The sequence below is a fragment of the Hyphomicrobium zavarzinii ATCC 27496 genome (assembly GCF_000383415.1).
Taxonomy (GTDB): Bacteria; Pseudomonadota; Alphaproteobacteria; order Rhizobiales; family Hyphomicrobiaceae; genus Hyphomicrobium_C; species Hyphomicrobium_C zavarzinii.
Window position 1 is genome coordinate 543,566 of the sequence record NZ_KB911256.1, and the last position, 21,763, is coordinate 565,328.

The window sequence follows — 21,763 nt, forward strand, 5'->3', positions numbered from 1 at the left end:
AAAGTAAAAGGGGGTCGGCGGATCGAGTTAACCGAGCGCGGAAAGAAGAATGTCCGGCCCGTCCTTCACGATCGAGAGCGTCATGCCCGCGGCCAGCGAAAGCCGCCACGTGTAGTAGGCCTGGATGGTCATGGCATCGAGCGCGGGGAGGCCTTCCCCTGAGATGAACTCGCCAAGATGCTGGGGCGGGCGCGCCCCGGTGCCCTGGCAGCGCAGAACGAAATTGGGCGCCTCGTTCGTTCCCGACATCAGGACCGTGATCTCGCCGCCGCGCGGCAGCGCGGTGACCGCGACCGCGATGAGGTTCAACAGCAGCTTGACCTTGTCCTTCGCCATGTGGCCGCCCAAGCCCTGCCAGCCGAGCTTGTGTTTGCCTTGGCCGATGAAGCCGCGGGAAATCTGCTCGGCCGTGCCGAGGTCGATCAGCGAGCCGGCAGAGCCTGCCGCGCCAAATGCGAAGCGCGCGAACTGAAGGCGCGCAGAGGCTTGTTCCGTGACATTGCGGATGACGCTCAGCGCATAGGTCTTCGCCTCCGCGTCGTCGTCCTCGCTCAGGATCTCGAGCCCGTTGTAGATGGCGCCCACGGGGCCGATCACGTCATGGCAGATCTTGCTCGAGATCAGAGCGGCAAGTTCGAGATCCGTCGGATGGACGCGCTGAGTAGCCTCGGTCATGGAAATTTGCCCCCTAACGAGCGATCGGTTTTTAGGCAGCGGCCATGTCCCGCAGTAGTCTGCCTGCCGGTCGCCTTGTCTTCTGCCGGATCGCGCAGTTGATCTTGCTTCGCAAACACCTTGTCTGCTCTGATACACGCCACCTGTGGATCTGCAAAGGCTGGCCGGTCGGCAAGCGGGACGCACGCCCATTTTGGGCTATGAATGAGTCTCGACGGCCACGCCGGATTGGAGTGGAGCTGTGGCCAAGGGAAATAACGGGCGATTCGGGACGCTCTGATGAGAACATTCGATTTCCCAGCATTGGCCGACAAGCTGTTGCCCGCTGTTCTCGCGGCGGGCGCAGCCCAGATGCACCTTTATGAATGCGGCGTGCTGGTCGAGCAGAAGCCCGATTCGTCCCCCGTCACCGCTGCCGATCGCGAGGCGGAAGCGCTCCTGCTGGACGGCCTCTGGCATGCCGCGCGCGGTGTTCCGGTGGTGGCCGAGGAGAGCGTGTCGCTGGGCGAGGCCCCGCCAAGGGGAACCGCATTCTTCCTCGTCGATCCTCTCGACGGCACGCGCGAATTCGTGAACCATTGCGGCGAGTTCACCGTCAATATCGGGCTCGTGGTCGGAAAGTCGCCGGTTTTCGGAATGATCTACGCGCCCGCTCTGGGTGAGCTCTATGTCACGCTCGGTCCGGGAAGGTCGGTCGGCACGCACATTCCCGTCACCGCCAAGGCCGAGCCGCTGGCGAGCTATCCGCTTCGGGAGCTCAGAACGCGCACGCCCAACGTCAATGCGCTGACGGTTCTCGAAAGCCGCTCCCACCGCACGCCGCAGATCGAGGCGTTCCTGTCACGCTACGCCATCACGGAAGTAAAGCGCGCCGGCTCGTCGCTCAAGTTCTGCCAGATCGCCCGAGGCGATGCCGACTTCTACGTGCGCCTGGGACCGACGAAGGAGTGGGATACCGCGGCGGGCCAAGCCATTCTGGAAGCAGCGGGCGGCATGGTCACCACGCTCGCCGGGCATCCCTTGACCTGCGGCAATGCCGACGACGGCTACCTCAATCCCAATTTCGTCGCCTGGGGCCGGGAGCCGATCCCGCCGCGCGCCGAGGACTAACCGTCCCACGAAGCACGCGATACCCGCAATTTGTGATCGCGGCGGATTCGTGAGTCATCCCGGAGGCTTGCTCGCATGAGCTCCGCGACGGACTTCCGATGCGGGCCAAGCGGCCACACTTTGGTAACACTTTAAGCGAAGTATCTTTGGGGGTTCGGTACGGTCTGCGTGCATCTGCGTCGTCGTCGCTTCATGCGCGAGATCCAAGGATTTCGGAAACCCCGAGGACGTCGGAAACCAATGACCGCCTTTTCTCTCTTGCGCCGCCTGCCTCATTTCGCGGGAGCCGCGCTTCTTATTCTCGCGACCCTCCCCGCCAGTGCCCAGGACAGTCAGCCGTGGAGAGCGCCGTCCGGCGAGTTCTCGGTCGACAGCTACCGCAGCGGCGGCAGCACATCGAACTATTCGGGCAATACCAATTCCGGGAACTACAATTCGGGGAGCTACGGCTCGAACGGGCGCGCCGATCCCTACGCCCGCTCGAACGACACCTATTCGCAAGGCAACTACCCCCAGAGCGGCAACGGTTACTCCCAGGGCGGTGGCGCCTATCCGCAGGGGGGCAACTCCGGCGGATACGGCGTGAATGGAGACGCGTACTCCCCGAGCCGGGGCGGCTATGGCGGAGGCAACGACGCCTACGCTCCGCCGCCACGCCAGGACACCTATTCCGGAGGCGGGGGCGGCGACGTCTATTCGCCGAGCCGTCAGGGACGCAGCGACAGCTACACAGACCCGGGTCAACCGGCGGACAGTGGTGGCTACGGTGAGCCCTATGCGCCTCCCCCCGGTGACACCGGCCAGCCCTACCGCGAAGCGGCTCCCGCGCAAGGCGGCGGCTCGACTTACGAGCAGAACGAGATCATCGCCGCAGGGCACGGGTTCTTCGGCGCCATCAGCCAGAACCTCGCGCAGGCTGTGGAATACGCTTTCAAGAGCCAGGGACGTCCGAACGGCTACATCCTGGGCGAAGACGCCGGTGGCGCTTTCGTCGTTGGGTTGCGTTACGGCGAGGGCCGCCTCTACACGAAAGACGCGGGTGACCACAAAGTGTTCTGGCAGGGGCCTTCCGTCGGCTACGATGCCGGCGCCGAAGGCTCGAAGGCGATGGTGCTCGTGTACAATCTCCGCGATCCCTCGGAAATCTATAATAGATTTGGAGGCGTTCAGGGAGCTGCCTATCTCGTGGGCGGCTTGAGCGTGCAGTTCCAGAAATACGGAGACGTGACACTCGCCGTGATCCGCTCCGGCGTCGGCGTGCGCTTGGGCGCCAACGTGGGATACCTCAAGTATACCCGCACACCGACTTGGAATCCTTTATAAGTGGGTGATGAATCCGGACCGGAGCAATCCGCTTGCGCCGGACAGCGGGGGCGGCTTTAGTCGCCCACGTCGTGTTGTTTCGTCTGCGGGGATGGACATGAGAGGAGTGGCCCGGGGGATGCGCCGGTGATCACGATCCAATCCGCCATGCTGGTGGCGCTCGGGTTTTTCACGGCAGGCCTCATCGGCTTTCTGCTGGCGCCGCTTTACGGCCGGCGTTCCGCGCGCCTCGCGACCGAGGCGCTGCGCGCGACGATGCCGCTGTCGTCTGCCGAGATCGCTGCCGACAAGGACCGCCTGCGCGCGACCTACGCCCTTACGATTCATAAGCTCGAGCAGAAGGTGGAGAAGGCCGCGTATCTCGCCGCCCGCCAGCGCGTCGAGCTCAATCGCCGCGACGCTGGCATCAGCGAGCTCGAAGGTGAGGTCGAGCGCCTGAGAGGCGCGCTTGAGGAGCACGAGAACGCCCGCCGGGTTCTGGAGCAGACCATCGCGGAGCGCATGCCCAAGGTGGAGTTCCGTCTCAACGAAGCCAAGAAGCTCCTGTTCAACCGCGATCGGGAGATCGGCAGCCTCACGCAGTCCTCGCAGCGCCAGACGCATGCGCTCGAGGAGGCGACGCAGATCAACGCTCAGCAGCGCGACGAGATACATCGCCTGAACGCCACGCTCGCCGCCCGCGCGGCGCGCAACCGCGAGACGCTGGCCGATCCGCGCTTCGACGGCGAGGTTGCGCTGCGGGCCGAGATCGAGGCGTTGCGCACCAAGACGCGCGATCAGTCGGCTGTCATCAGCCGTCTCCAAAGCGCGTTGTCGAATGCGGGAACCGCGACGCAGGCCGCCGCCAGCGCGCCGAAGGCACCGGCTCAACCGGCGCCCGCCTCCGAGTCGGCCATCGACCACACCGAGGAGCTTGCCCGCCTGCGCAAGGATCTTGCCGACGCCGAGAACGCCTTGCGCTCCGCGCGCGGCATGGCCGAGGCGGGCCATGCCGGCCAGGCTGCGCTCGAAGCCGAGATTCGCGCGCTCACCTCGGCCAACCAGGATCAGTCGGCTGAGGTCGCGCGTCTCAAGGCGGCGCTCGCCACCTACGAGGCGGAGGACGCCGACGACCGCACGATGAAGGACAGCAAGGTGGCGATGCGCGCGCGTGTCAGTGCGCTGCAGGCCCAGGCCGAGGAACAGAGCGGCACGATCCAGCGGCTCCGGGCCGAGATCGCCGCTGCGAACGAGAAGCTCGCGCGTCAGGCTGCCCACTTCATGGACGAGATGCGCCGCCTCGGCGCGGGAACCCTTCCCACGGCAGGCGCCCGCCGCGAGACGACAGGCCGCCCGCAACCGCTCGTCGAGCGCATCAATGCGCCGCGTCCGCCCCGCCCCGTTCAACCCGCCGTCGGGGCAGCCGCTTCCGCTGCGCGCCGGGATGGCAACGATCAGGCGCGGGTAAGCGGCTTCCTTCGTGCCCTCGATGGCGTCTCGGGCACTCAGGTCGCAACGGCGAACGGCAACCCGGAGCCTGCTAACGGCGCCGCGTCGGCCGCGGGCGCTCCCAACGGAGAAGCGCCCAAGAAAACGGACCGCCGGGCAAGTCTCATCGAAAGAATTACCAGGGCAGAGAAGCCCGTTGCATGACCGCTTCGCCTTGACAGGCCGGAGCGGTACTTTCATTGTGCGCACTATCGGGGCGAGGAGGGGCCAAGCCGCACCGGAACAAGCAAAATAGGGCCCAAGTCTAGGGAGAAGACATCGGGGTGGTGCCACGGGCGCCGCCCCGATTTGCTGCGCCCTTCCCGTATGCAGGGCAGGGCGAAAATCGTGCGGGGACTGAGCAGGGAAAAGCTCCGTTGGAACTCGAGATCCTTGGTCTGCTCGTCGCCGTAGCCGCGTGCGCCGGATTTGTCGACGCCATCGCGGGCGGCGGCGGCCTGATCACGTTGCCCGCTCTGCTGATGGCGGGAATGCCGCCCGTGCAGGCCATCGCCACCAACAAGCTGCAGGGAACGTTCGGCGTTGCCGCGTCGAGCTTCGCCTTCTGGCGCGCGGGCCACATCGACGTGCGTGCGCTCGCGCCCGCCATCGCGGCGGTCGCCGCAGGCGCGCTGCTCGGCAGCGCCGCCGTGCAGTGGATCGATCCCGATAGGCTGCGCCTCGCGGTGCCTGCCATTCTGTTGGTCGTGGCCGGATACTTCGCTCTCGCGCCGCATCTGGGCGCGGGCCCGCGCAAGGCCCGTCTCGGGCCGCTTTCCTTCGTGCTCGGCGTTGCCGGGCCCATTGGCGCCTATGACGGTTTCCTGGGGCCGGGCGCCGGCTCCATGTACCTGATGGGTTTCGTTGCCCTGCTCGGCACCGACCTCTTGAAGGGGACAGCGGGCACCAAACTCCTCAATCTGACGTCGAACGCCGTCGCTCTCGCCGTCTTTGCCGCGGCGGGCAACGTCGATTACACGGTGGGATTGGCGATGGCGCTCGGGCAGGTCGTGGGCTCCCGGGCCGGGGCCCGCACCGCGATGCTGCGCGGCGCGCCCCTGATCCGCCCTCTCGTCGTGATCGTCTCGATAGCGATTGCGGCGAGCCTGCTTCTGCGAGGATAGTCGGCGTCAGCGTCGTAGGGAGTGCTGCATGATCGAGATCGTTCTGGGGCTTCTGCTGGTCGCGGGCGCGTTCATCATCCTCACGGGTGCTGGAGATACGCTCGGTCTCTCGAACATCGATTTTTTTCCGTTGCTCGGCTATGGCGGCACCGGGTTCATCCTGGCTCTCGGCATACTGTTGATCGCGGCTGGCCTCTCCCGCAGGGCCATGCAGCGCCATCACGAGCGTCGCCACACCATCCGGAGCGCACGCCTCACGGCTGCGGCGTTTCTCGGCGCAGCAAGCCTCGCGGTGGGATTGCCGCTTGCCGCCGAGCCCTTCAACCTGCTGCGCCTCGAAGGATTTCCCGTCGGCTATTATCTCGCCGCCCAAGGCGGTCTGATCGGTCTCGTCATTCTGGCGTTTGTCTGGGCCGGCCGGCAGAACCGCATCGATGCGGAGGGGGCGGGCAATGAGTGACATCGCGGCCCATCCCGTCGCGGAGAGATCGACGCCGCTGTCGCTCGCAGGCTTGTCGGCGGCGGGACGGGCGGTTCCCGTTTCGCTTCTCGCAGCACTTCCCGGCCTCGTCTATTTCGCGGGCTACGATCATTTGGCTTACGGCCTCGGCATTCTGGCGGGCGTGGTGCTGGCGGGCTTGTTGATCGCGCCGAAGCTCAGCGCGCTGGGTGCTTCGAGCGCGGCGGGGGCGTTGCGTGAGAGGCATGGACGCACCGCCGCAGCCGTCGCGGCTCTCATCCTGGTCCTCACCACCATTCCGCTCATCGGGGCGGAAGTGTCGTTCATCGCGCGCGTTGCGGCCAACGCCGTTGCCGTTCCAGAGACCTGGGCCGTACTCGGCATGGCGCTTCTCATCGCGCTAGCTACGGTCGCGTTGGGGGAGGCGCCGCTCCGCGTGCTCTCTGCGATCGCATATCTCCTGCTCGCGGCAAGCCTCATCGTGCCCCTCTGCCTGATCGCGGTAAAAGCACAGGGCCTGGTGTTTCCGCACTTCGCGTTTGGTCACGCCCTGGCCGACTTGCACGGCATTGAGGAGCAGCTTCTCGAAGCGGGCGTCGTCGATTTCGACACCTTCAGCGCCCACACGGCACCCTTCATCCGCCTCTCGCAGCTCGACGTGTTTGCGCTCGTCGTGACGCTCGCACTCGGCGTTGCGGTGCTACCCCAGCTTCTCGCTGCCCTCGCGACGCGGAAGCGCCCCGCCGTCACACGGCTCGCAGGCGCCTGGACCGCACTTTTCATGATGCTCCTCCTCGTCACCGTTCCTGCCCTCGTGGCCTTCGTGAAGCTTGAGATCTACGGGCTCGTTGCAAAGGCGACACCCCTCGCGGAGCTACCCGCCTGGCTCGAAGCTCCGCTGCGCTCGGGCTTCGTGCATCTCTACGGAACCTCCCTGCATCTGCTCGATCAGGTGACGGACGCCGTGCGCGCGGGCAGCGAGAATGCGGATGCCATTGCGGGCGCTTTCTCCGCCGATACGCAAGCGCTCGGCCGTTGGCAGGCACTCGATCCTCAGATTCAGGAGGCGATGGTGGCGTCCGCGCGCACGCTCGTCGCAGAGCCTTCGGCGTCTTCGTGGACCATTTACCTCACGAGCGTTCTCCCCGCGGCCAGCGCGGCGGCCGGAAACGAGACGGCAGCGCTCACCCAGGCAGCGCTCGTTATCGAGCCACTCGGGCTGGTGTTCGCCATACCCGCCCTGACAGAGCACCCGGCGGAGATCTCGCTCCTTTTTGCGGCTGCTGCCGTATGCGCCGGTGTCGTGATGGCAGCAAGCCTCGCCCGGAGCGTTTCGGACCTCGGCTTCGCCGCGCCGAGCGGGGAGAAAAGCCGTTCACATCCGTTGCTGGCACTGGTGGTGGTTGCGGCCGCTGTCGGCGTGGCCTTGCTACGGCGTGAGGATCTGGTCACGCTTGTCGTTTGCGTGTTCGCCATTGCAGCCGCTGGATTGTTCCCGGCGTTATCGGTGGGACTTTCCTGGCGCCGGGCGACGGCTGCGGGCGTGGTCGCAGCGATGATCGCCGGGGCTGGCACGACGGGCTATTACATCGTGGCGACGACGTTCTTTCCCGCAACGTTCTACGCGACCTGGCCGCAGCTTTCGAATGCGGGAGAAGCAGCGATCGAGGAGTTCTCGACCCTCGAGACGGAAGCGCGCGAGGGCGAGAATGACGAGGCCAGGGAGATCGCGGCAAAGGCGTTGCAGGATCTGATCGGCGGAACTCCCTCGCGCGAGGGGCTCGCCAACTGGGCGGGAGTCGATCGCGCATCCTCCGCCGTGTTCGGCGTGCCTGCCGGTCTTCTCGCTCTGCTGCTCGTGAGCGCGGTGACACCTTCGCGCCGCCGCCGGAGTGAAGCGGGTGACGCTCAGCCGTAAGCGAGCCGGGGCTGCCACTCGGACGCTTCCGCGGCACCGAGGAAGCCCGCGATTTGATCGATGCTTTCCGCATCTCTCAAAAGCGGCGCGTGGCCTTGGCCGGGAACGACGAACGAGGTGAAAGCGGGATGGCGCCGCCGCATCTCTTCCACGGTCTCGGCCGAGAGGATGTCGGACTTTTCTCCGCGCAGCACCATCACCGGAACCCGTTTCAGCGCTTCGAATTGCGGCCACAGCGCCGGAATGGGCCCATCGAGCACGGAGAGCGCGTTGGAAAGCTCGGGATCGTAGCCGGGTGCCGGGCGCCCCTTGTGCTCGTTGAACCATTGCTTCGCTACTTCGACCCAGTCCTCGGGCGGCACGGCCGGAAATGCGCGGCGGCTCATATCGTGCACCAGCGCGCCTGCTTCCGCCCATGTGCCCGGAAGGGGAATGCGCCCCACATAGGCCGAGATGCGGCCGAGGCCCTTCTGCTCGATCACCGGGCCGATGTCGTTCAGCACGACCGCGCCGAGCGCGCGGGGCTGTATGGCGGCGATCGCCATGGCGATCAGACCGCCGCGCGAGGTGCCGATGACGGACGCCGTCTTCACGCCCGTGACGATCATGAAATCGAGCACGTCGAGCGCTTCGATCGGCACGGCGTAGTTGCGCCAGTCCGGATCGGCTTCCGAAAGCCCGCGCCCGCGGTAGTCGAACGTGTAGACGTCGCGCGGCCCGTCATGCCGTTGCGAAAGCTCTTCGGCGATCACGTTGAAATCGCGGCAATTGCGGGTGAGGCCCGCGAGGCAGAGTACGGGGCGGCGCACGACGCCATCATGGAAAGCGGCTGGATAGTGCCGGCCGTAGAGCCTGAGCCCGTCGCGGGCTGTGAAATAAATGTCTCGAAGCGCCGGCGCTGTACGCGTCATGCCACTTACCCCGCTGAAAATTTCCGGCCGGGCCGCCCAGCCCGGTGGAGAATGAAAAAAACTCGCGTCGTGTTGCTAGCCGTCCGAACGTCCCCCGCTCGGAGAGCCCGGTTGCCGCGCCGCCATGCGGGCCCGGTTCAGATCCTCCTCCAGCCTCAATGCCGCTTTCTCTTCGCCAAGGCGCGCGCGATAGATCTGGATGTTGGCCAGAACCTTCGCCACGTATTCGCGCGTCTCCTGGATCGGAATGCGCTCGATCCAGTCGATGGGATCGACCTTCGGATTGCGCGGATCGCCGAACTCGCGGATCCACTGCCGGGCGCGTCCCGGCCCCGCGTTATAGCCCGCGAGCGTCAGGATATAGGACCCCGAAAACTCCTCCATGCGATCGCCCACATAGGCCGAGGCCAGCATCGCATTGTAGGAGGGGTCGGAGAGAAGCCGGTTGATGTCGCACTTGATCTTGTAGTCGCGGCAAACGTGCTTCGCGGTCACGGTCATCACCTGCAACAGGCCCTTGGCGCCGGCGCCCGAGACGATCAGCGTGTTGAATTCGGTCTCCTGCCGCGCAAGGCCCAGCAGGAACGCCGTCTCCGGCGGTTTCCTGAGTGGCTTGTAGGCCGGGAAGGGATGAACCGGGTAGGCGTAGTAGTAGAGATTCTGGCCGCGCGCGATTGCGGCCTTCGCCGCGCGCACCGCCGACTGCGTGTCGCCGATTGCCTCCGCCAGATGCGCGACCATTGCGCTCTCGGCCTCCGTCTTCACGTATTGGCGAAGCTGCACGATGAACAGGCGCGGGATGCTGACATCGAGCCCGGCGTTCTTGGCGATCACGACAGCCTTCGCAGCGTCGATATTGACGAACGCGTTGATCTGATCGGCGGTCGGCTCGGCGGGCGGCGAGGTGGTGATCGCGAGCCGCCCCGGCTCGAGCTTCTGTCGCGCGAGCAGGGCGTGGAAGGTGTCGGGATCCGCGAGCGCCTGGCGGTAGTATTCGTCCGCGGCCGCCTTGTCGCCCCGGGCTTCCGCCGCGCGCCCCAGCCAGTAGCGCGCTTTCGCGCGGCTCAGCGGGCCATCCGCCGCCTTGTTCATCACCTGGAAATGACGCTCGGCCGTCTTTGGATCCTTGAGGTAGCGCAGCGCCAGCCAGCCCGCCATGAACGACTGGTCCTTGAGCGGGTTTGCGCTCAGCGGCCCCGCTTCGCGGACGAGCTCGTAAGCGAGCTTCGGCTTGTTTGCCTTGAGCGCCTCGTAGGCATTGGCGCGCCGTTCGAGCCACCAGTCGTCGGGCGAGACGATCAGCGCTTCCTCCGTCGGTGCGCCGAGCAGAACCTTCGAAGCTTCCTCGCTGTTGCCCGACCGGCGCAGCGCCTGGATGCGATGGAACACGAGTCCCCAATCCGGCACCCGCTCGGCCGGCAGGCCCTCGATCCCCTTTTTCGCGCCGTTCGAGCCGAGGAAGACGGCGAGCCGTGCTTCCGCTTTCTTTTGCTCGCCCGCCGGCAGCAGCGGAATGACCCGGCGCACGATGGCAGCGCGCGCAGTCTTCTCGCTCGCCCACCGCATGTCGTCCATCAACAGCCGGTCGAGGCGCCATTTGTGATCGGCGACCGTGAGCAAGGCGCCGAAGCGCGTCAGAAATCCGGCTTCGAGGCTCGCGGGCAGCATCTTCTCGCGCCAAGCCTTCGCTGCGAGCCGGCGGGCCTCGTCGCTGTTGCCTTCGGCCAGATAGGCGGAGGCCAGCGCCGCGAAGCCGACGCCGCTCTGAGGCTCCCGTCCGTTGAAGTAGGATTTGATCTCGCCCGAGCTGCCGCCCTGGGTGAAGAGGATCTCTTCGAGCTTCTGGTTGAGGGTGGTGCGGTCGGGCCAGGCCGGATTGGCTTCCAGGAAGGCGCGATACTCTTCCGGCCGTCCGAGGCCTTTGCGCAGGCGGAACCAGTCCACCAGCTTCCGCGCCACCGGATCCTCGATCTGTCCCTTGATCGCGTTGGCCTTGTCGGCGTCACCCTGGCCGGCGGCAATTGCCTTCACGGCCTCGCGCAGGCTCTGGGCATCCGCAGCGCTCAGCGTGTAGGAGCGGAGCGGCGCGATAGCCGCATCGAGCCGCGCCGTGTGCTCCCGCTCCGGCTTAGAGGGCTTGGCGGGCTTCGGCATCTCCGGATGAGCGGCGGCCGGTGTGGCCGCGGCCGTTTTGGGGTCGGCCTGCACGGGGGCCGTGGCGGCCGTCAGGCTCAATGCAAGAAGGAGCGGAAGCCCGGCCATCGCTGTGCCCGTGCCGCCCCCCAGGTATTTGAGCCCGGATATCCAGTTTGAGGTTCGTCCCGTCACGCTTATCCTCGCCGCGGCGCGGGAAATGCGCCGGTTCAATCCAAGAGTGATAGGCAGTTGCAGCCCCTTTTTGGCCCGTTCATGGCATTAGTATAGCGAACGCGGCCCCACCACCAACCGGACGCCACTTGGCTTGCAGGCTGCCGCCTGAGCGCATAATGTCCACCATCCCAGCCGCAAGGGGCCGTGGCCGAGACGGGCGATCCGGGGAGAGGGTACAAATTCGAGCGCGTGCGTTCAAGGTATCCCCCGCTTCGCACAGGGGCGTACGGCTGCGGCAAGACCAATACGAACGCGATCGGCGCGCCTGCCGCGACCGTTGCTAGCGAAGGACATCGAGAGAGCGCATGTTCAAGGGCTCCATCACGGCGTTGATCACGCCGTTCAAGAACGGCCTTGTAGACGAGGAGGCTCTGCGCCGCTTTGTCGATTGGCAGATTACCGAGGGTACGCACGGCTTGGTCCCGACGGGAACCACCGGTGAGAGCCCCACTTTGAATTTCGACGAGCATAAGAGGGTGATCGATATCACCATCGAGGCGGCGCGGGGACGCGTCCCGGTGATCGCGGGCACGGGCTCGAACTCGACGGACGAGGCGATCGAATTGTCCACCCATGCCGAGAAGGCAGGTGCGGATGCGATCCTGATCGTGAACCCCTACTACAACAAGCCCACGCAGGAAGGCCTCTACCAGCACTTCAAGGCCATCAACGATCGCGTCGGCATTCCGATCGTGATCTACAACATTCCCGGCCGCACCAACGTCGACATGTCGGTATCGACTATGGCGCGCGTGTACGAGCTGAAGAACGTCGTCGGCGTGAAGGATGCCACCGCCAACCTCGCGCGCGTCTCCCAGCAGCGTGCCGCAATGGGTCCCGAGTTCAACCAGCTTTCCGGCGAGGACGCGACCGCGCTGGCCTTCACCGCGCACGGCGGCCATGGCTGCATTTCGGTTGCCTCGAACATCGCGCCGCGCCTCTGCGCCGAGTTCCAGAACATGCTGATGAAGGGCGATTTCGCGGGCGCCCTGAAGATGCAGGACCGGCTGATGCCGCTGTTCGACGTGATGTTCGTCGAGACCAACCCGGGTCCGGTGAAGTATGCGGCCTCGCGCCTGGGCATCTGCTCGGCCGAGATGCGCCTGCCCCTGACGCCGGTCTCGGAGCAGACGAAGAAGGCAGTGGATGCGGTGCTGATCAAGGTCGGTTTGCTGCAGGCCGCTGCCGCCGAATAGCCGAGCGCAGGAAAGAACAATGTCGGCCAAGAAGGACGACGGCCGCCGGCTCGTGGCAGAGAACCGGAAGGCCCGCCACGAGTATTTCATCTCCGATTCCTACGAGGCCGGCATCGAGCTGAAGGGCACCGAGGTGAAGAGCCTGCGTTCGGGCCAGGCCAACATTGCGGAAAGCTACGCGTCCTTCGAGGACGACGGCAGCTTCTGCCTGATCAACGCGTACATCCCCGAATATCAGGACGCGGGCCGCTTCTTTCAGCATGAGCCGCGCCGCAAGCGCCGGCTTCTCCTGCACAAGAGCGAGCTCGCGAAGCTGCTAAACGCCGTCGACCGCAAGGGGATGACCATCGTTCCCCTGGAGCTCTATTTCAACGCACGCGGCCGTGCGAAGCTGAAGCTCGCGCTCGCCGAGGGCAAGAAGCTGCACGACAAGCGCGAGACCGCCGCCAAGCGTGATTGGAACCGGCAGAAGGCCCGCATCATGCGGGAAAAGGGCTGATGGCTGAGGCCGCAGGCTTGCCAGGCATCGATTGGTCCAAGCTGCCGCCTCCGGTGGACGACGGTGGGGCCAGCCATCTCGCCGGAGCCCGCCTCGCGCGCGTCGCGCTTCCCTCGACATCCGGCGGCGAGATCACTCTTGCCGACATGGCGGGGCGAACAGTCGTCTTTGCCTATCCCATGACGGCGACACCGGGCGTCCCGCTTCCCGACGGCTGGGACGGCATTCCGGGCGCGCGCGGATGCACCCCGCAGGCCTGTGCCTTTCGCGATCTGCACGAGGAGCTGAAACGCGCGGGCGCCTCCGCCGTGTTCGGCCTGTCCACCCAGACCGTGGCCGAGCAGAAAGAGGCGGCCGAGCGCCTGCATCTTCCGTTCCCGCTGCTCTCGGACGACGCGCTGGCGCTGACGCGTGCCATGATGCTCCCGACAATGGAGGTCGAAGGCAAAGCGATGATCCGGCGCATGTCTCTGATCGTCGATGACGGCGTCATTTCGCGCGTGTTCTACCCCGTATTCCCGCCGGACCGGAACGCGGGCGACGTTCTCGCCTGGCTCGCGGCCAACCCGAAATGACGGCACCCTGGCCCTATCCCGCGCCCGACGGCGATGAGGGCGCCCGCCATCTCGCAGCCGGTCTCGCGCTGCCGAGCCTGCCGCTGCCCGCGACTGACGGAACGGCCGTCGATCTCGCACAGCTCGGCGGGCGCACTGTCCTGTTCGTCTATCCCTGGACCGGCCGTCCCGGCCTCCCTAATCCGCCTCACTGGGACGACATCAAGGGTGCTCACGGCTCGACGCCGGAAGCCGAGGGGTTCCGTGATTGTTGGCAGGATTTCCGTTCCGCCGGTTTCGGAGTGCTGGGCCTCAGCGGACAGACGACAGCCGATCAGCAGGAGTTCGCGGCGCGCGTGGGCCTGCCGTTTCCCTTGCTGTCGGATGCATCCGGCGCACTGCGCGAAGCGCTTCGTCTGCCGGTGTTCGAGACGGGTGGCGTGACCTACTTGAAGCGGCTCACGCTTGTCCTGCGCGACGGAAGGATCGAGCGCACGATCTATCCCGTGCACCCGCCACATACACACGCCGGTGACCTGCTCGCGGTGCTGGACGTCCGGTAGCGGCGGACGAGAGGGGCTTGTTGCGCTTCAGCGAGCGAAACTCGCATCCCCTACTGCCTACTGCCTCTAAAGCACGTCGCTTTCGATATCGCCTGCCGAGAAGCCGAGCTTCTCGAGGCCCTCTTCGAGATAATCCGAAAGCAAAGGCAGCCCGAGCAGATAGCTCGCCGTCGAATTCACCTTCTCGGCCCGCGCGGTCTCGACGGCCTCTTCCAGCTCTTCCGCCTCGAACGTGCCGCGCCCGATCCAGGCCAGCGCCACCAGGTTCGCCTGCTCGTCGTCGTTCAGCGCATCGATGAAGCCCGCAAACTCCGCGAGAGTGGGATCAGATGCGAAATCTTCGAGAATGGCGCTCGGGTCCTCGTCGGCATCGCCCTCTTCGGTGGAGGCGTTCCAGGCCCCCACTTTGGCATCCAGCTCGCGTGCCTTGATGATGACGTGCGCCACCTTCTCGGGTGCAATTTCAAGCGATGCTTTGGCTGCCATAGAGCGTGTCTCCCGGTCTCTCCGCATGTGACCGGCGCGATGATAAGCGTTGAGCGCCCGGCGTTGAAGGGGGAGACGCGCAGGAAAGCGGCCGCGGCAGCTACGGAAGCTCGTCGAGAAAATGTCGCACGTCCCGGAAGACGGCGTGGAACATCTCGGTGGTGAGCCGGCCCGTGTTGGTATTGAGCCGCGAGCAGTGGAGGCTGTCGAAGATGGTCAGCGTACCCGCCTGATGGCGTGCGCCGTGCCGAAACGCGAACTGCGATTTGCGGAGGCCAAGCGTGGAAAGGGTCTGGTCGTGGGCGACCCGGCCGAGCACCACCAGCGCTTTGAGCTTCGGAAGTGCGGCGAGCCGGGCAGAGAAGTAGCCGCGGCAGGTGTGGATTTCCTCCGGCAGCGGCTTGTTCCCAGGCGGCACGCAGCGCACCGCGTTCGTGATCATGCAATCGACGAGGCGAAGCCCGTCGTTGGGATCGGCCCGATAGGTGCCGCGCGCGAAGCCGAAGGCGAGAAGCGTCGAATAAAGAAGATCGCCTGCATAGTCCCCGGTGAAGGGGCGTCCGGTGCGATTGGCCCCCCGCAGCCCCGGCGCGAGACCGACGACCAGCAGACGTGCGTCAGCGTTGCCGAACGAGGGCACCGCGCCGTTGAACCACGAGGGCTGCGCCTGGGCGGCCTCGTTGCGGAACGCCACGAGCCTCGGGCACCGCGGACAGTCGCGGGGCGCCTCGGGAGTATAGTCGGGGAGCGTGGGAGAAGAGGGGCGGGCCATGGCCGGGTTCGTGAGTGCCGGAGTAACGAGCTGAGTGGCCCTGGATGGCTGGCAGGAAGCACGCGGCGAGCGGAAGCCTGTGGCTCTCCGCTCGCCGTATGCCGGATACCCGCTGCCGGTTAGACCTCTTCCTGCGAAACGTCGTCGTTGTCGTGATAGGCGTGGGTCTCGCGACGGCTCTGCCCCAGGCCACGGCCCGAGGATGAGCGCGATTCGCGGCTCACACGCGCGGACGCGTCCCGCCCGATGAGCTGTTCGAGGTCGGCAAGGTCGATGAACTGGTCTGCTTGGCGCCGCAACTCGTCGGCGACCATGGCCGGCTGGGTCTGCAGCGTCGAAACGACGCTGACCCGCTTGCCCTTCTGCTGAAGAGCCGCCACCAGGCCGCGGAAATCGCCGTCGCCCGAGAACAGAACGATGTGGTCAAGCGTATCGGCGAGCCGCATGGCGTCCACGGCCAGCTCGATGTCCATGTTGCCCTTCACCTTGCGGCGGCCCGAGGCGTCGGTGAACTCCTTCGTCGGCTTCGTGACCATGGTGAAGCCGTTGTAGTCGAGCCAATCGATCAGAGGACGAATCGAGGAGTACTCCTGATCCTCCGACAGGGCGGTATAATAGAGTGCTCTCACCAAGTGGGCCTTCTGACGGAAGAGCGCGAGCAGGCGCTTGTAGTCGACGTCGAATCCCAAGGCTTTGGAAGTGGCGTAAAGATTGGCCCCATCAATGAAAAGAGCAACGCGTTCGCCTTGATAAAAGTGCATTTCTTATGTTCCTTGAACGGACCAGGCGCCCACAGCGTCCGCTGCGCGCCGGCAAAAGCGAGACTGCGCCATCCAGTCTAGCTCACGAGAGCGGATCATCATCGACGATCGGAAGACTAAGCGCAATCTGTCACGAATGACATTGGGCAGGCGGAAAAAATTGCCCCACCCGACGAACACCTGCCGCGCCAAGTTCGCGCACAGTGTTTAGTTTCTTTATGCTACTTCTAGATGGGGTGCGTGCGCGCGTTTGCAATTGATTAATTCGCATTTTGTATCCGCAAGGGGCGTTCGCGGTCCGTATCTCTGGCCGCCGACTTGCGAGCCTGCCGATTTCATGTCACTTAAGCGGGCTGGAGCGGCGCGCCGGACCCTGTTAAGGATCCTGGCAGCTATCGGATTTCATTCCGCATCATGAGCAAGACGAGAGAGGGGTGCTAGCGAATGGCACGCGTCACAGTCGAGGATTGCGTCGACAAGGTTCCGAACCGGTTTGAGCTGGTTCTTCTGGCGGCTCATCGGGCCCGGTCGATTGCCAACGGCAGCGCAATCACCGTCGACCCCGACAACGACAAGAACCCGGTGGTGGCGCTTCGCGAGATCGCCGAGCGGACTATTCCGCCGGAGGACATGCGCGAGTCTCTGATCCACTCGATCCAGAAGAACGTCGAGGTCGACGAGCCGGAAGCGGCCGCGGCACCCGTTCTGCCGCAGGAGCGCCGCAGCCCGATCCTTGGCCGCGACGACCAGTCCGCGGATACCCAGGTCGACGTGCTCACCGAGGAGCAGCTTCTGCGCGGCCTTGAAAGCATGACCCCGTCCGAGCCGTCCTCCAACGGCGGCAGCGGCGGTCCCCGCGAGCGCGGCCGCTAAAACCGCATCGCGGGCATATCGCTCGACCACCGATGTGAGTGGCTCTCTTCAGGGCGCCCGGGTCCGGTTCGACGGACCTGAGGGCGCCCTCTTCGACGCCGGGAGTGTGTGCGGCCCATGATGCGTCAGTACGAGCTCGTCGAGCGAGTACAGAAATACGACCCGACTGCAGACGAGGCGCTCCTCAACCGTGCCTACGTTTATGCGATGCGCGCGCATGGATCCCAGAAGCGCGCTTCCGGCGCGCCCTATTTCTCCCATCCCCTCGAAGTGGCTGCGATCCTGACGGATCTCAAGCTCGATGACGCCACTATCGTCACCGCGCTGCTGCACGACGTGATCGAGGACACCGACGCGACCCGCGCCGAGATCGATCAGCTCTTCGGGCCCGAGATCGGCGCCCTCGTTGATGGGCTCACCAAGATCAAGCGGCTCGATCTGGTCTCGAAGAAGGCCGAGCAGGCCGAGAATTTCCGCAAGCTCCTGATCGCGATTTCGAGCGACATCCGCGTGCTTCTGGTGAAGCTCGCCGATCGCCTGCACAACATGCGCACGCTCGAGCACATGAAGCCCGAGAGCCGCAAGCGCAACTCCGAGGAGACGCTCGAGATCTATGCGCCGCTCGCCGGCCGCATGGGTATGCAGGCACTTCGCGAGGAGCTCGAGGAGCACGCCTTCCGCTGGCTGCACCCCGAAGCCTACAAGACGGTGACGGAGAAGCTCGAGGAGCTGCGCGCCAAGAACGAAGGGCTGGTCGAGGACATCGCCAACGCGCTCCAGAAGCGGCTCGCCGACGTCGGCATCGATGCGGAGGTGTCGGGGCGCGAGAAGAAGCCTTACTCCGTCTGGAGCAAGATGGCGAACAAGCAGATCAGCCTGGAGCAGCTCTCGGACATCTACGCCTTCCGCGTCGTCGTCGGCACCATCGACGACTGTTACCGCGTTCTGGGCGTCGCCCACACGACCTGGCGCACCGTGCCGGGCCGCTTCAAGGACTACATCTCGACGCCGAAACAGAACAACTACCAGTCGATCCACACCACCGTGGTCGGCCCCCGCCATCAGCGCGTCGAGCTTCAGATCCGCACCCGCGCCATGCACAACGTGGCCGAGTACGGCGTGGCGGCCCATGCCGTCTACAAGGACGCGCAGAAGATGAACGGCGGCAACACCGCGACCCTCGCATTCTCCGACAAGGAGAGCGGGCCGTATCAGTGGCTGCGCCATCTCGTTGAAACACTGCTCGAAGGATCGAACCCCGAGGAGTTCCTGGAGCACACCAAGCTCGAGCTGTTCCAGGATCAGGTCTTCTGCTTTTCGCCCAAGGGCCGCCTCATCGCGTTGCCGCGTGGCGCGACACCGCTCGATTTCGCCTACGCCGTCCACACCGACGTGGGCAACGCCGCCGTCGGCGCCTACGTCAACGGCCGCCACGTGCCGATCGACACGCGGCTGCGCAACGGCGATGAGGTCGAGATCCAAACCTCGAAGACCCACACGCCCCCTGCCGCCTGGGAAAGCCTCGCGGTCACCGGGCGCGCGCGTTCCGCCATCCGCCGCGCCGCACGCGACGCCATTCGCCGCCAGTACGCAGAGCTTGGCCGCAGGCTTCTGATCTCCGCCTTCGAACGCATCGGAGAGGCCTACTCGGATGAGCGCCTGAAGAAGGCGCTGCCGCGCCTCTCCCAGAAAAGTCTCGAGGATGCCTTGGCCGCTGTGGCGCGCAACGAGGTGAAGATCGAAGACGTGCTGCGGGCTATCGCGCCGGAGCTCGCCGCCGCTGCGCTTGCGGCGCCGCCGCGTGCGGAAGACACCTCGAAATCCGCGAAGGGCTGGCTCAGCCTCACGCGTGCCGCCACCAACAAGCTGCGCCTCGGCGGCTCCTCCGATTCTGATACCGGCACGGCACCGACCGGCCGGGTCCGCGGCATTCCGATCCGCGGCGTGAGGAACGACATGCCCGTGCTGTTCGAGGCCGGTGGCGCGGTGCCGGGCGACCGCATCGTGGGCGTTCTGGCGCCGGGCGAGGGCATCCGCGTGTTCCAGATCCACTCGCCCCGCCTCCAGGAGTTCGAGCACGAGCGCTGGATCGACGTGGCCTGGGACATCGACCCCGAAAATCCCGAGCGTTTCCCGGCATTGATCAGCGTGACGGCTCCCAACCGGCCCGGCACGCTTGCCGAGATCGCCGACGTCATCGGCCAGTCCGGCGGTAACATCGACAACCTTAAAATGATCCGCCGGGCATCGGATTTCACCGAGCTCCGTATCGGTCTCGAGGTCTGGGATCTGGCGCACTTGAACCAGATCATCAACGGGCTCAAGGCAAAAGCGGTGGTCAGCAAGGTTGAACGTGTGTTTGAATAATGCGCCCCGGCCCGCCGGAGGGCCGTGGAATGCGCCACGAGCGAGAGAAGCTAGAGCCAGGATGAAGGGGCTATGACGCGGAGTCCGTATAACGTTCTACGTCTGGGTGTGAACATCGACCACGTGGCCACCATCCGCAACGCGCGCGGGGGCCGTCATCCCGATCCGCTCCGCGCCGCCCATCTTGCGGTGGAGGCAGGCGCCGATGGCATCACGGCACATCTGCGTGAGGACCGCCGCCACATCTCGGATACGGACATCGCGCGCCTCAAATCGGAGCTGACGCGCCCGCTCAATCTCGAGATGGCCGCAACGCCCGAGATGCTCGCCATCGCGCTCCGCCACGTGCCGAACGCCTGCTGCCTCGTGCCCGAGCGGCGCGAGGAGCGCACCACGGAAGGCGGCCTGGACGTGGTCGGCCAGAAGGCGTCGCTCGCCCCCATCATCGGCGACTTGAAGGCGGCGGGCATTCGCGTCTCCCTGTTCATCGAGCCCGACATGCGCGCGATCGAGACCTCCGCGGCCCTCGGCGCGGACATCGTGGAGCTGCACACGGGCACCTATTGCGAGCACGCGGCCGCCGACGACGCGAAGGGCGTTGCCGCCGAGATCGAGCGCCTGTCGAAAGCGGCGACCGGCGCCGCGGCCCTGGGCCTCGAGGTGCATGCCGGCCATGGCCTCACCTTCAATACCGTGGCGCCCCTTGCCCGTATGCCCGAGGTGGTCGAGCTGAACATCGGCCATTTTCTCATCGGCGAAGCCATCTTCGGCGGTCTGCACGCCGCGGTGAAGCGTATGCGCTCTCTGATGGACGAGGCGAGGCTCAAGGTCTCGGGCCAGGTCAGCGCGTGATCATCGGACTCGGCAACGATATCGTCGACATTCGTCGCATCGAGTCCACCCTGGAGCGTTTCGGCGAGCGCTTCCTCGAGCGCGTCTTCACCGATATCGAACGGGCCAAGTCCGACCGCCGCGCCACCCGCGCAGCGTCCTATGCCAAGCGCTTTGCCGCGAAGGAAGCCTGCGCCAAGGCCCTAGGCACCGGATTCCATAACGGCGTCTACTGGCGCGACATGGGTGTCATCAATCTGCCGTCTGGGCGTCCGACCCTGGCGCTGACGGGTGGTGCAGCGCAGCAATTGGCCAGTATTACGCCCTCGGGATTCATCGCGCGGATCGACCTGACACTAACGGACGATTTTCCGCTCGCGGAAGCCGTCGTCATCATATCTGCGCTCCCGGCTGGATTTAGCCACACGGCGGGCTGACATTCGGGGGCGAAGCAGGGATGTCCTTGGGGGCTGGGCGTCACCACGCCGCACCCCTGTTTGCACGGAGCTCGCTTAATCGCTATAGCGAGCAGGGCTTTTGCGGGCGCCTGCTGCGTGGCTGGCAAGGCGAGACTGGGGCCACGTCGGATCGATCACTCCGATGTGTGAACCGGGGCCGGAACTTTTGATGTAGAGCGCGACCATGTTGGATCGCTTCGATCAAAAATGATCGCGCTCTTGGGAGCAGGAGATGAGCCTGGAAACGAACTCCAAGGCCAGCGCGGGATCCGGCTGGGCTGAGACCGCGAAAATCGTCGTACAGGCCCTCGCCATTGCGATGGTCGTGCGCGTGTTCTTCTTCCAGCCGTTCAACATTCCGTCCGGCTCGATGAAGTCAACGCTGCTGATCGGCGACTATCTCTTCGTCTCGAAGTTGTCGTACGGCTATAGCCGTTTCTCGTTCCCCTTCAGCCCGCACCTGTTCTCGGGCCGCATCTTCGCCGCCGAGCCCAAGCGCGGCGACGTGGTCGTCTTCCGCCTGCCGCAGGACGAGAGCCTCGACTACATCAAGCGCGTGATCGGCCTTCCGGGCGACGAGATCCAGATGAAGAGCGGCATCCTCTACATCAACGGCACTCCGGTGCCGAAGGTGTACAAGGACGAATTCGCCAACACCGAGTGCGACCCGTATTTCCGTCACTGCCGCCGCGTGGTCTACAAGCGCTTCGAGGAGACCCTCCCCGAAGGTCTGAAGTACACCGTGCTCGATCTCGAGCCGGCCGGCGATTTCGACAACACCGAAGTCTTCAAGGTGCCGCCCGGTCATTACTTCATGATGGGCGACAACCGCGACAACTCCGCCGACAGCCGCGCGTCCGTGGGCTATGTGCCGTTCGAGAATTTGATCGGACGTGCCGAGATCATCTTCTTCTCGGCCGCCGTGGACGAGCCCGACGCCATGCGCTGGCTCTCCCCTTGGACGTGGCCGTTCGACATCCGCTGGAGCCGCTTTTTTAATCTCGTTCGCTGATTTTTGAAGGCTCGGCTCGGAGATCTGAGCCAG

At 65.4% G+C, this 21,763-nt stretch carries 21 protein-coding genes; 15 read left to right on the plus strand and 6 right to left on the minus strand.

From position 1 onward, the window contains the following. Positions 1-27: 27 nt before the first annotated feature. Positions 28-675, minus strand: coding sequence for a histidine phosphotransferase family protein (locus tag F812_RS0106595; RefSeq protein WP_020085174.1), 648 nt, complete (start codon positions 673-675; stop codon positions 28-30). Between the two features lie 279 nt (positions 676-954). Here F812_RS0106595 and cysQ point away from each other — a divergent pair, with 279 nt between their 5' ends. The 6 genes from cysQ to F812_RS0106625 all read left to right on the plus strand — a co-directional run bounded on the left by cysQ (position 955) and on the right by F812_RS0106625 (position 8,077). After that, the gene (gene cysQ / locus F812_RS0106600; RefSeq protein WP_040497929.1) at positions 955-1,785 is read left to right on the plus strand and encodes a 3'(2'),5'-bisphosphate nucleotidase CysQ; all 831 of its coding nucleotides are present in this window, start codon (positions 955-957) and stop codon (positions 1,783-1,785) included. 240 nt (positions 1,786-2,025) lie between these two features. Further along, a complete protein-coding gene (locus F812_RS26040) occupies positions 2,026-3,108 on the plus strand; it encodes a DUF1134 domain-containing protein (protein WP_020085176.1) in 1,083 nt (360 codons plus the stop codon). 126 nt (positions 3,109-3,234) lie between these two features. Next, the gene (locus F812_RS26450; RefSeq protein ID WP_020085177.1) at positions 3,235-4,740 is read left to right on the plus strand and encodes a coiled-coil domain-containing protein; all 1,506 of its coding nucleotides are present in this window, start codon (positions 3,235-3,237) and stop codon (positions 4,738-4,740) included. A gap of 212 nt (positions 4,741-4,952) precedes the next feature. Beyond that, the gene (locus tag F812_RS0106615; protein ID WP_020085178.1) at positions 4,953-5,699 is read left to right on the plus strand and encodes a TSUP family transporter; all 747 of its coding nucleotides are present in this window, start codon (positions 4,953-4,955) and stop codon (positions 5,697-5,699) included. 28 nt (positions 5,700-5,727) lie between these two features. Then, positions 5,728-6,159: a DUF4212 domain-containing protein gene (locus F812_RS22890; protein ID WP_020085179.1), complete on the plus strand. Its 432-nt coding sequence runs from the start codon at positions 5,728-5,730 to the stop codon at positions 6,157-6,159. Beyond that, positions 6,152-8,077, plus strand: a complete 1,926-nt coding sequence (locus F812_RS0106625) for a sodium:solute symporter family transporter (RefSeq protein ID WP_020085180.1) — start codon at positions 6,152-6,154, stop codon at positions 8,075-8,077. The genes F812_RS22890 and F812_RS0106625 overlap by 8 nt, the downstream gene beginning before the upstream one ends. Here F812_RS0106625 and F812_RS0106630 read toward each other — a convergent pair. Beyond that, positions 8,068-8,988 carry an alpha/beta fold hydrolase gene (locus F812_RS0106630; protein ID WP_020085181.1) on the minus strand — a complete coding sequence of 307 codons (921 nt, stop codon included), beginning with the start codon at positions 8,986-8,988 and terminating at the stop codon, positions 8,068-8,070. The genes F812_RS0106625 and F812_RS0106630 overlap by 10 nt on opposite strands. Positions 8,989-9,063: 75 nt before the next feature. Continuing rightward, a complete protein-coding gene (locus tag F812_RS0106635) occupies positions 9,064-11,316 on the minus strand; it encodes a lytic transglycosylase domain-containing protein (RefSeq protein ID WP_156827287.1) in 2,253 nt (750 codons plus the stop codon). Between the two features lie 347 nt (positions 11,317-11,663). Between F812_RS0106635 and dapA the strand changes: the two genes are divergently transcribed. From dapA to F812_RS0106655, 4 genes are read left to right on the plus strand one after another with little or no spacing between them, the layout of a single operon-like run. Beyond that, positions 11,664-12,554, plus strand: coding sequence for a 4-hydroxy-tetrahydrodipicolinate synthase (dapA, locus tag F812_RS0106640; protein ID WP_020085183.1), 891 nt, complete (start codon positions 11,664-11,666; stop codon positions 12,552-12,554). A 19-nt stretch (positions 12,555-12,573) separates the two neighbouring features. Then, positions 12,574-13,053, plus strand: coding sequence for an SsrA-binding protein SmpB (smpB, locus tag F812_RS0106645; protein WP_020085184.1), 480 nt, complete (start codon positions 12,574-12,576; stop codon positions 13,051-13,053). Then, positions 13,053-13,628, plus strand: coding sequence for a peroxiredoxin (locus tag F812_RS0106650; RefSeq protein ID WP_020085185.1), 576 nt, complete (start codon positions 13,053-13,055; stop codon positions 13,626-13,628). Before smpB ends, F812_RS0106650 begins: the two co-directional genes overlap by 1 nt. Continuing rightward, entirely contained in the window at positions 13,625-14,170 is a 546-nt protein-coding gene (locus tag F812_RS0106655) for a peroxiredoxin (protein ID WP_020085186.1), read from the plus strand. Before F812_RS0106650 ends, F812_RS0106655 begins: the two co-directional genes overlap by 4 nt. A gap of 66 nt (positions 14,171-14,236) precedes the next feature. On the opposite strand, the gene F812_RS0106660 is transcribed toward F812_RS0106655, so the two are convergent. From F812_RS0106660 to F812_RS0106670, 3 genes are all read right to left on the minus strand, one after another. Further along, on the minus strand, positions 14,237-14,656 hold the full coding sequence (locus tag F812_RS0106660; RefSeq protein ID WP_020085187.1) for a DUF3775 domain-containing protein: 420 nt from the start codon (positions 14,654-14,656) through the stop codon (positions 14,237-14,239). A gap of 100 nt (positions 14,657-14,756) precedes the next feature. Continuing rightward, on the minus strand, positions 14,757-15,428 hold the full coding sequence (locus F812_RS0106665) for a uracil-DNA glycosylase (protein WP_026867904.1): 672 nt from the start codon (positions 15,426-15,428) through the stop codon (positions 14,757-14,759). 119 nt (positions 15,429-15,547) lie between these two features. After that, positions 15,548-16,189 carry a LabA-like NYN domain-containing protein gene (locus F812_RS0106670; RefSeq protein WP_020085189.1) on the minus strand — a complete coding sequence of 214 codons (642 nt, stop codon included), beginning with the start codon at positions 16,187-16,189 and terminating at the stop codon, positions 15,548-15,550. Positions 16,190-16,633: 444 nt separating this feature from the next. Here F812_RS0106670 and rpoZ point away from each other — a divergent pair, with 444 nt between their 5' ends. The 5 genes from rpoZ (at position 16,634) to lepB (ending at position 21,730) form a co-directional block, all read left to right on the plus strand. Further along, positions 16,634-17,062: a DNA-directed RNA polymerase subunit omega gene (gene rpoZ / locus F812_RS0106675; RefSeq protein ID WP_020085190.1), complete on the plus strand. Its 429-nt coding sequence runs from the start codon at positions 16,634-16,636 to the stop codon at positions 17,060-17,062. Between the two features lie 117 nt (positions 17,063-17,179). Continuing rightward, a complete protein-coding gene (locus F812_RS0106680) occupies positions 17,180-19,429 on the plus strand; it encodes a RelA/SpoT family protein (RefSeq protein ID WP_020085191.1) in 2,250 nt (749 codons plus the stop codon). A gap of 72 nt (positions 19,430-19,501) precedes the next feature. After that, a complete protein-coding gene (locus tag F812_RS0106685) occupies positions 19,502-20,281 on the plus strand; it encodes a pyridoxine 5'-phosphate synthase (protein ID WP_020085192.1) in 780 nt (259 codons plus the stop codon). After that, positions 20,278-20,697, plus strand: a complete 420-nt coding sequence (gene acpS, locus F812_RS0106690) for a holo-ACP synthase (protein ID WP_020085193.1) — start codon at positions 20,278-20,280, stop codon at positions 20,695-20,697. The genes F812_RS0106685 and acpS overlap by 4 nt, the downstream gene beginning before the upstream one ends. A gap of 253 nt (positions 20,698-20,950) precedes the next feature. Then, the gene (lepB, locus tag F812_RS0106695; protein ID WP_020085194.1) at positions 20,951-21,730 is read left to right on the plus strand and encodes a signal peptidase I; all 780 of its coding nucleotides are present in this window, start codon (positions 20,951-20,953) and stop codon (positions 21,728-21,730) included. Positions 21,731-21,763 lie beyond the last annotated feature (33 nt).

Bases quoted from the DNA above. Each gene is read 5' to 3' on its own strand.
- F812_RS0106595 (WP_020085174.1), bottom strand. From the start codon at position 675: ATGACCGAGGCTACTCAGCGCGTCCATCCGACGGATCTCGAACTTGCC.
- cysQ (WP_040497929.1), top strand. From the start codon at position 955: ATGAGAACATTCGATTTCCCAGCATTGGCCGACAAGCTGTTGCCCGCT.
- F812_RS26040 (WP_020085176.1), top strand. From the start codon at position 2,026: ATGACCGCCTTTTCTCTCTTGCGCCGCCTGCCTCATTTCGCGGGAGCC.
- F812_RS22890 (WP_020085179.1), top strand. From the start codon at position 5,728: ATGATCGAGATCGTTCTGGGGCTTCTGCTGGTCGCGGGCGCGTTCATC.
- F812_RS0106625 (WP_020085180.1), top strand. From the start codon at position 6,152: ATGAGTGACATCGCGGCCCATCCCGTCGCGGAGAGATCGACGCCGCTG.
- F812_RS0106630 (WP_020085181.1), bottom strand. From the start codon at position 8,988: ATGACGCGTACAGCGCCGGCGCTTCGAGACATTTATTTCACAGCCCGC.
- dapA (WP_020085183.1), top strand. From the start codon at position 11,664: ATGTTCAAGGGCTCCATCACGGCGTTGATCACGCCGTTCAAGAACGGC.
- smpB (WP_020085184.1), top strand. From the start codon at position 12,574: ATGTCGGCCAAGAAGGACGACGGCCGCCGGCTCGTGGCAGAGAACCGG.
- F812_RS0106650 (WP_020085185.1), top strand. From the start codon at position 13,053: ATGGCTGAGGCCGCAGGCTTGCCAGGCATCGATTGGTCCAAGCTGCCG.
- F812_RS0106655 (WP_020085186.1), top strand. From the start codon at position 13,625: ATGACGGCACCCTGGCCCTATCCCGCGCCCGACGGCGATGAGGGCGCC.
- F812_RS0106660 (WP_020085187.1), bottom strand. From the start codon at position 14,656: ATGGCAGCCAAAGCATCGCTTGAAATTGCACCCGAGAAGGTGGCGCAC.
- F812_RS0106665 (WP_026867904.1), bottom strand. From the start codon at position 15,428: ATGGCCCGCCCCTCTTCTCCCACGCTCCCCGACTATACTCCCGAGGCG.
- F812_RS0106670 (WP_020085189.1), bottom strand. From the start codon at position 16,189: ATGCACTTTTATCAAGGCGAACGCGTTGCTCTTTTCATTGATGGGGCC.
- rpoZ (WP_020085190.1), top strand. From the start codon at position 16,634: ATGGCACGCGTCACAGTCGAGGATTGCGTCGACAAGGTTCCGAACCGG.
- F812_RS0106680 (WP_020085191.1), top strand. From the start codon at position 17,180: ATGATGCGTCAGTACGAGCTCGTCGAGCGAGTACAGAAATACGACCCG.
- F812_RS0106685 (WP_020085192.1), top strand. From the start codon at position 19,502: ATGACGCGGAGTCCGTATAACGTTCTACGTCTGGGTGTGAACATCGAC.
- lepB (WP_020085194.1), top strand. From the start codon at position 20,951: ATGAGCCTGGAAACGAACTCCAAGGCCAGCGCGGGATCCGGCTGGGCT.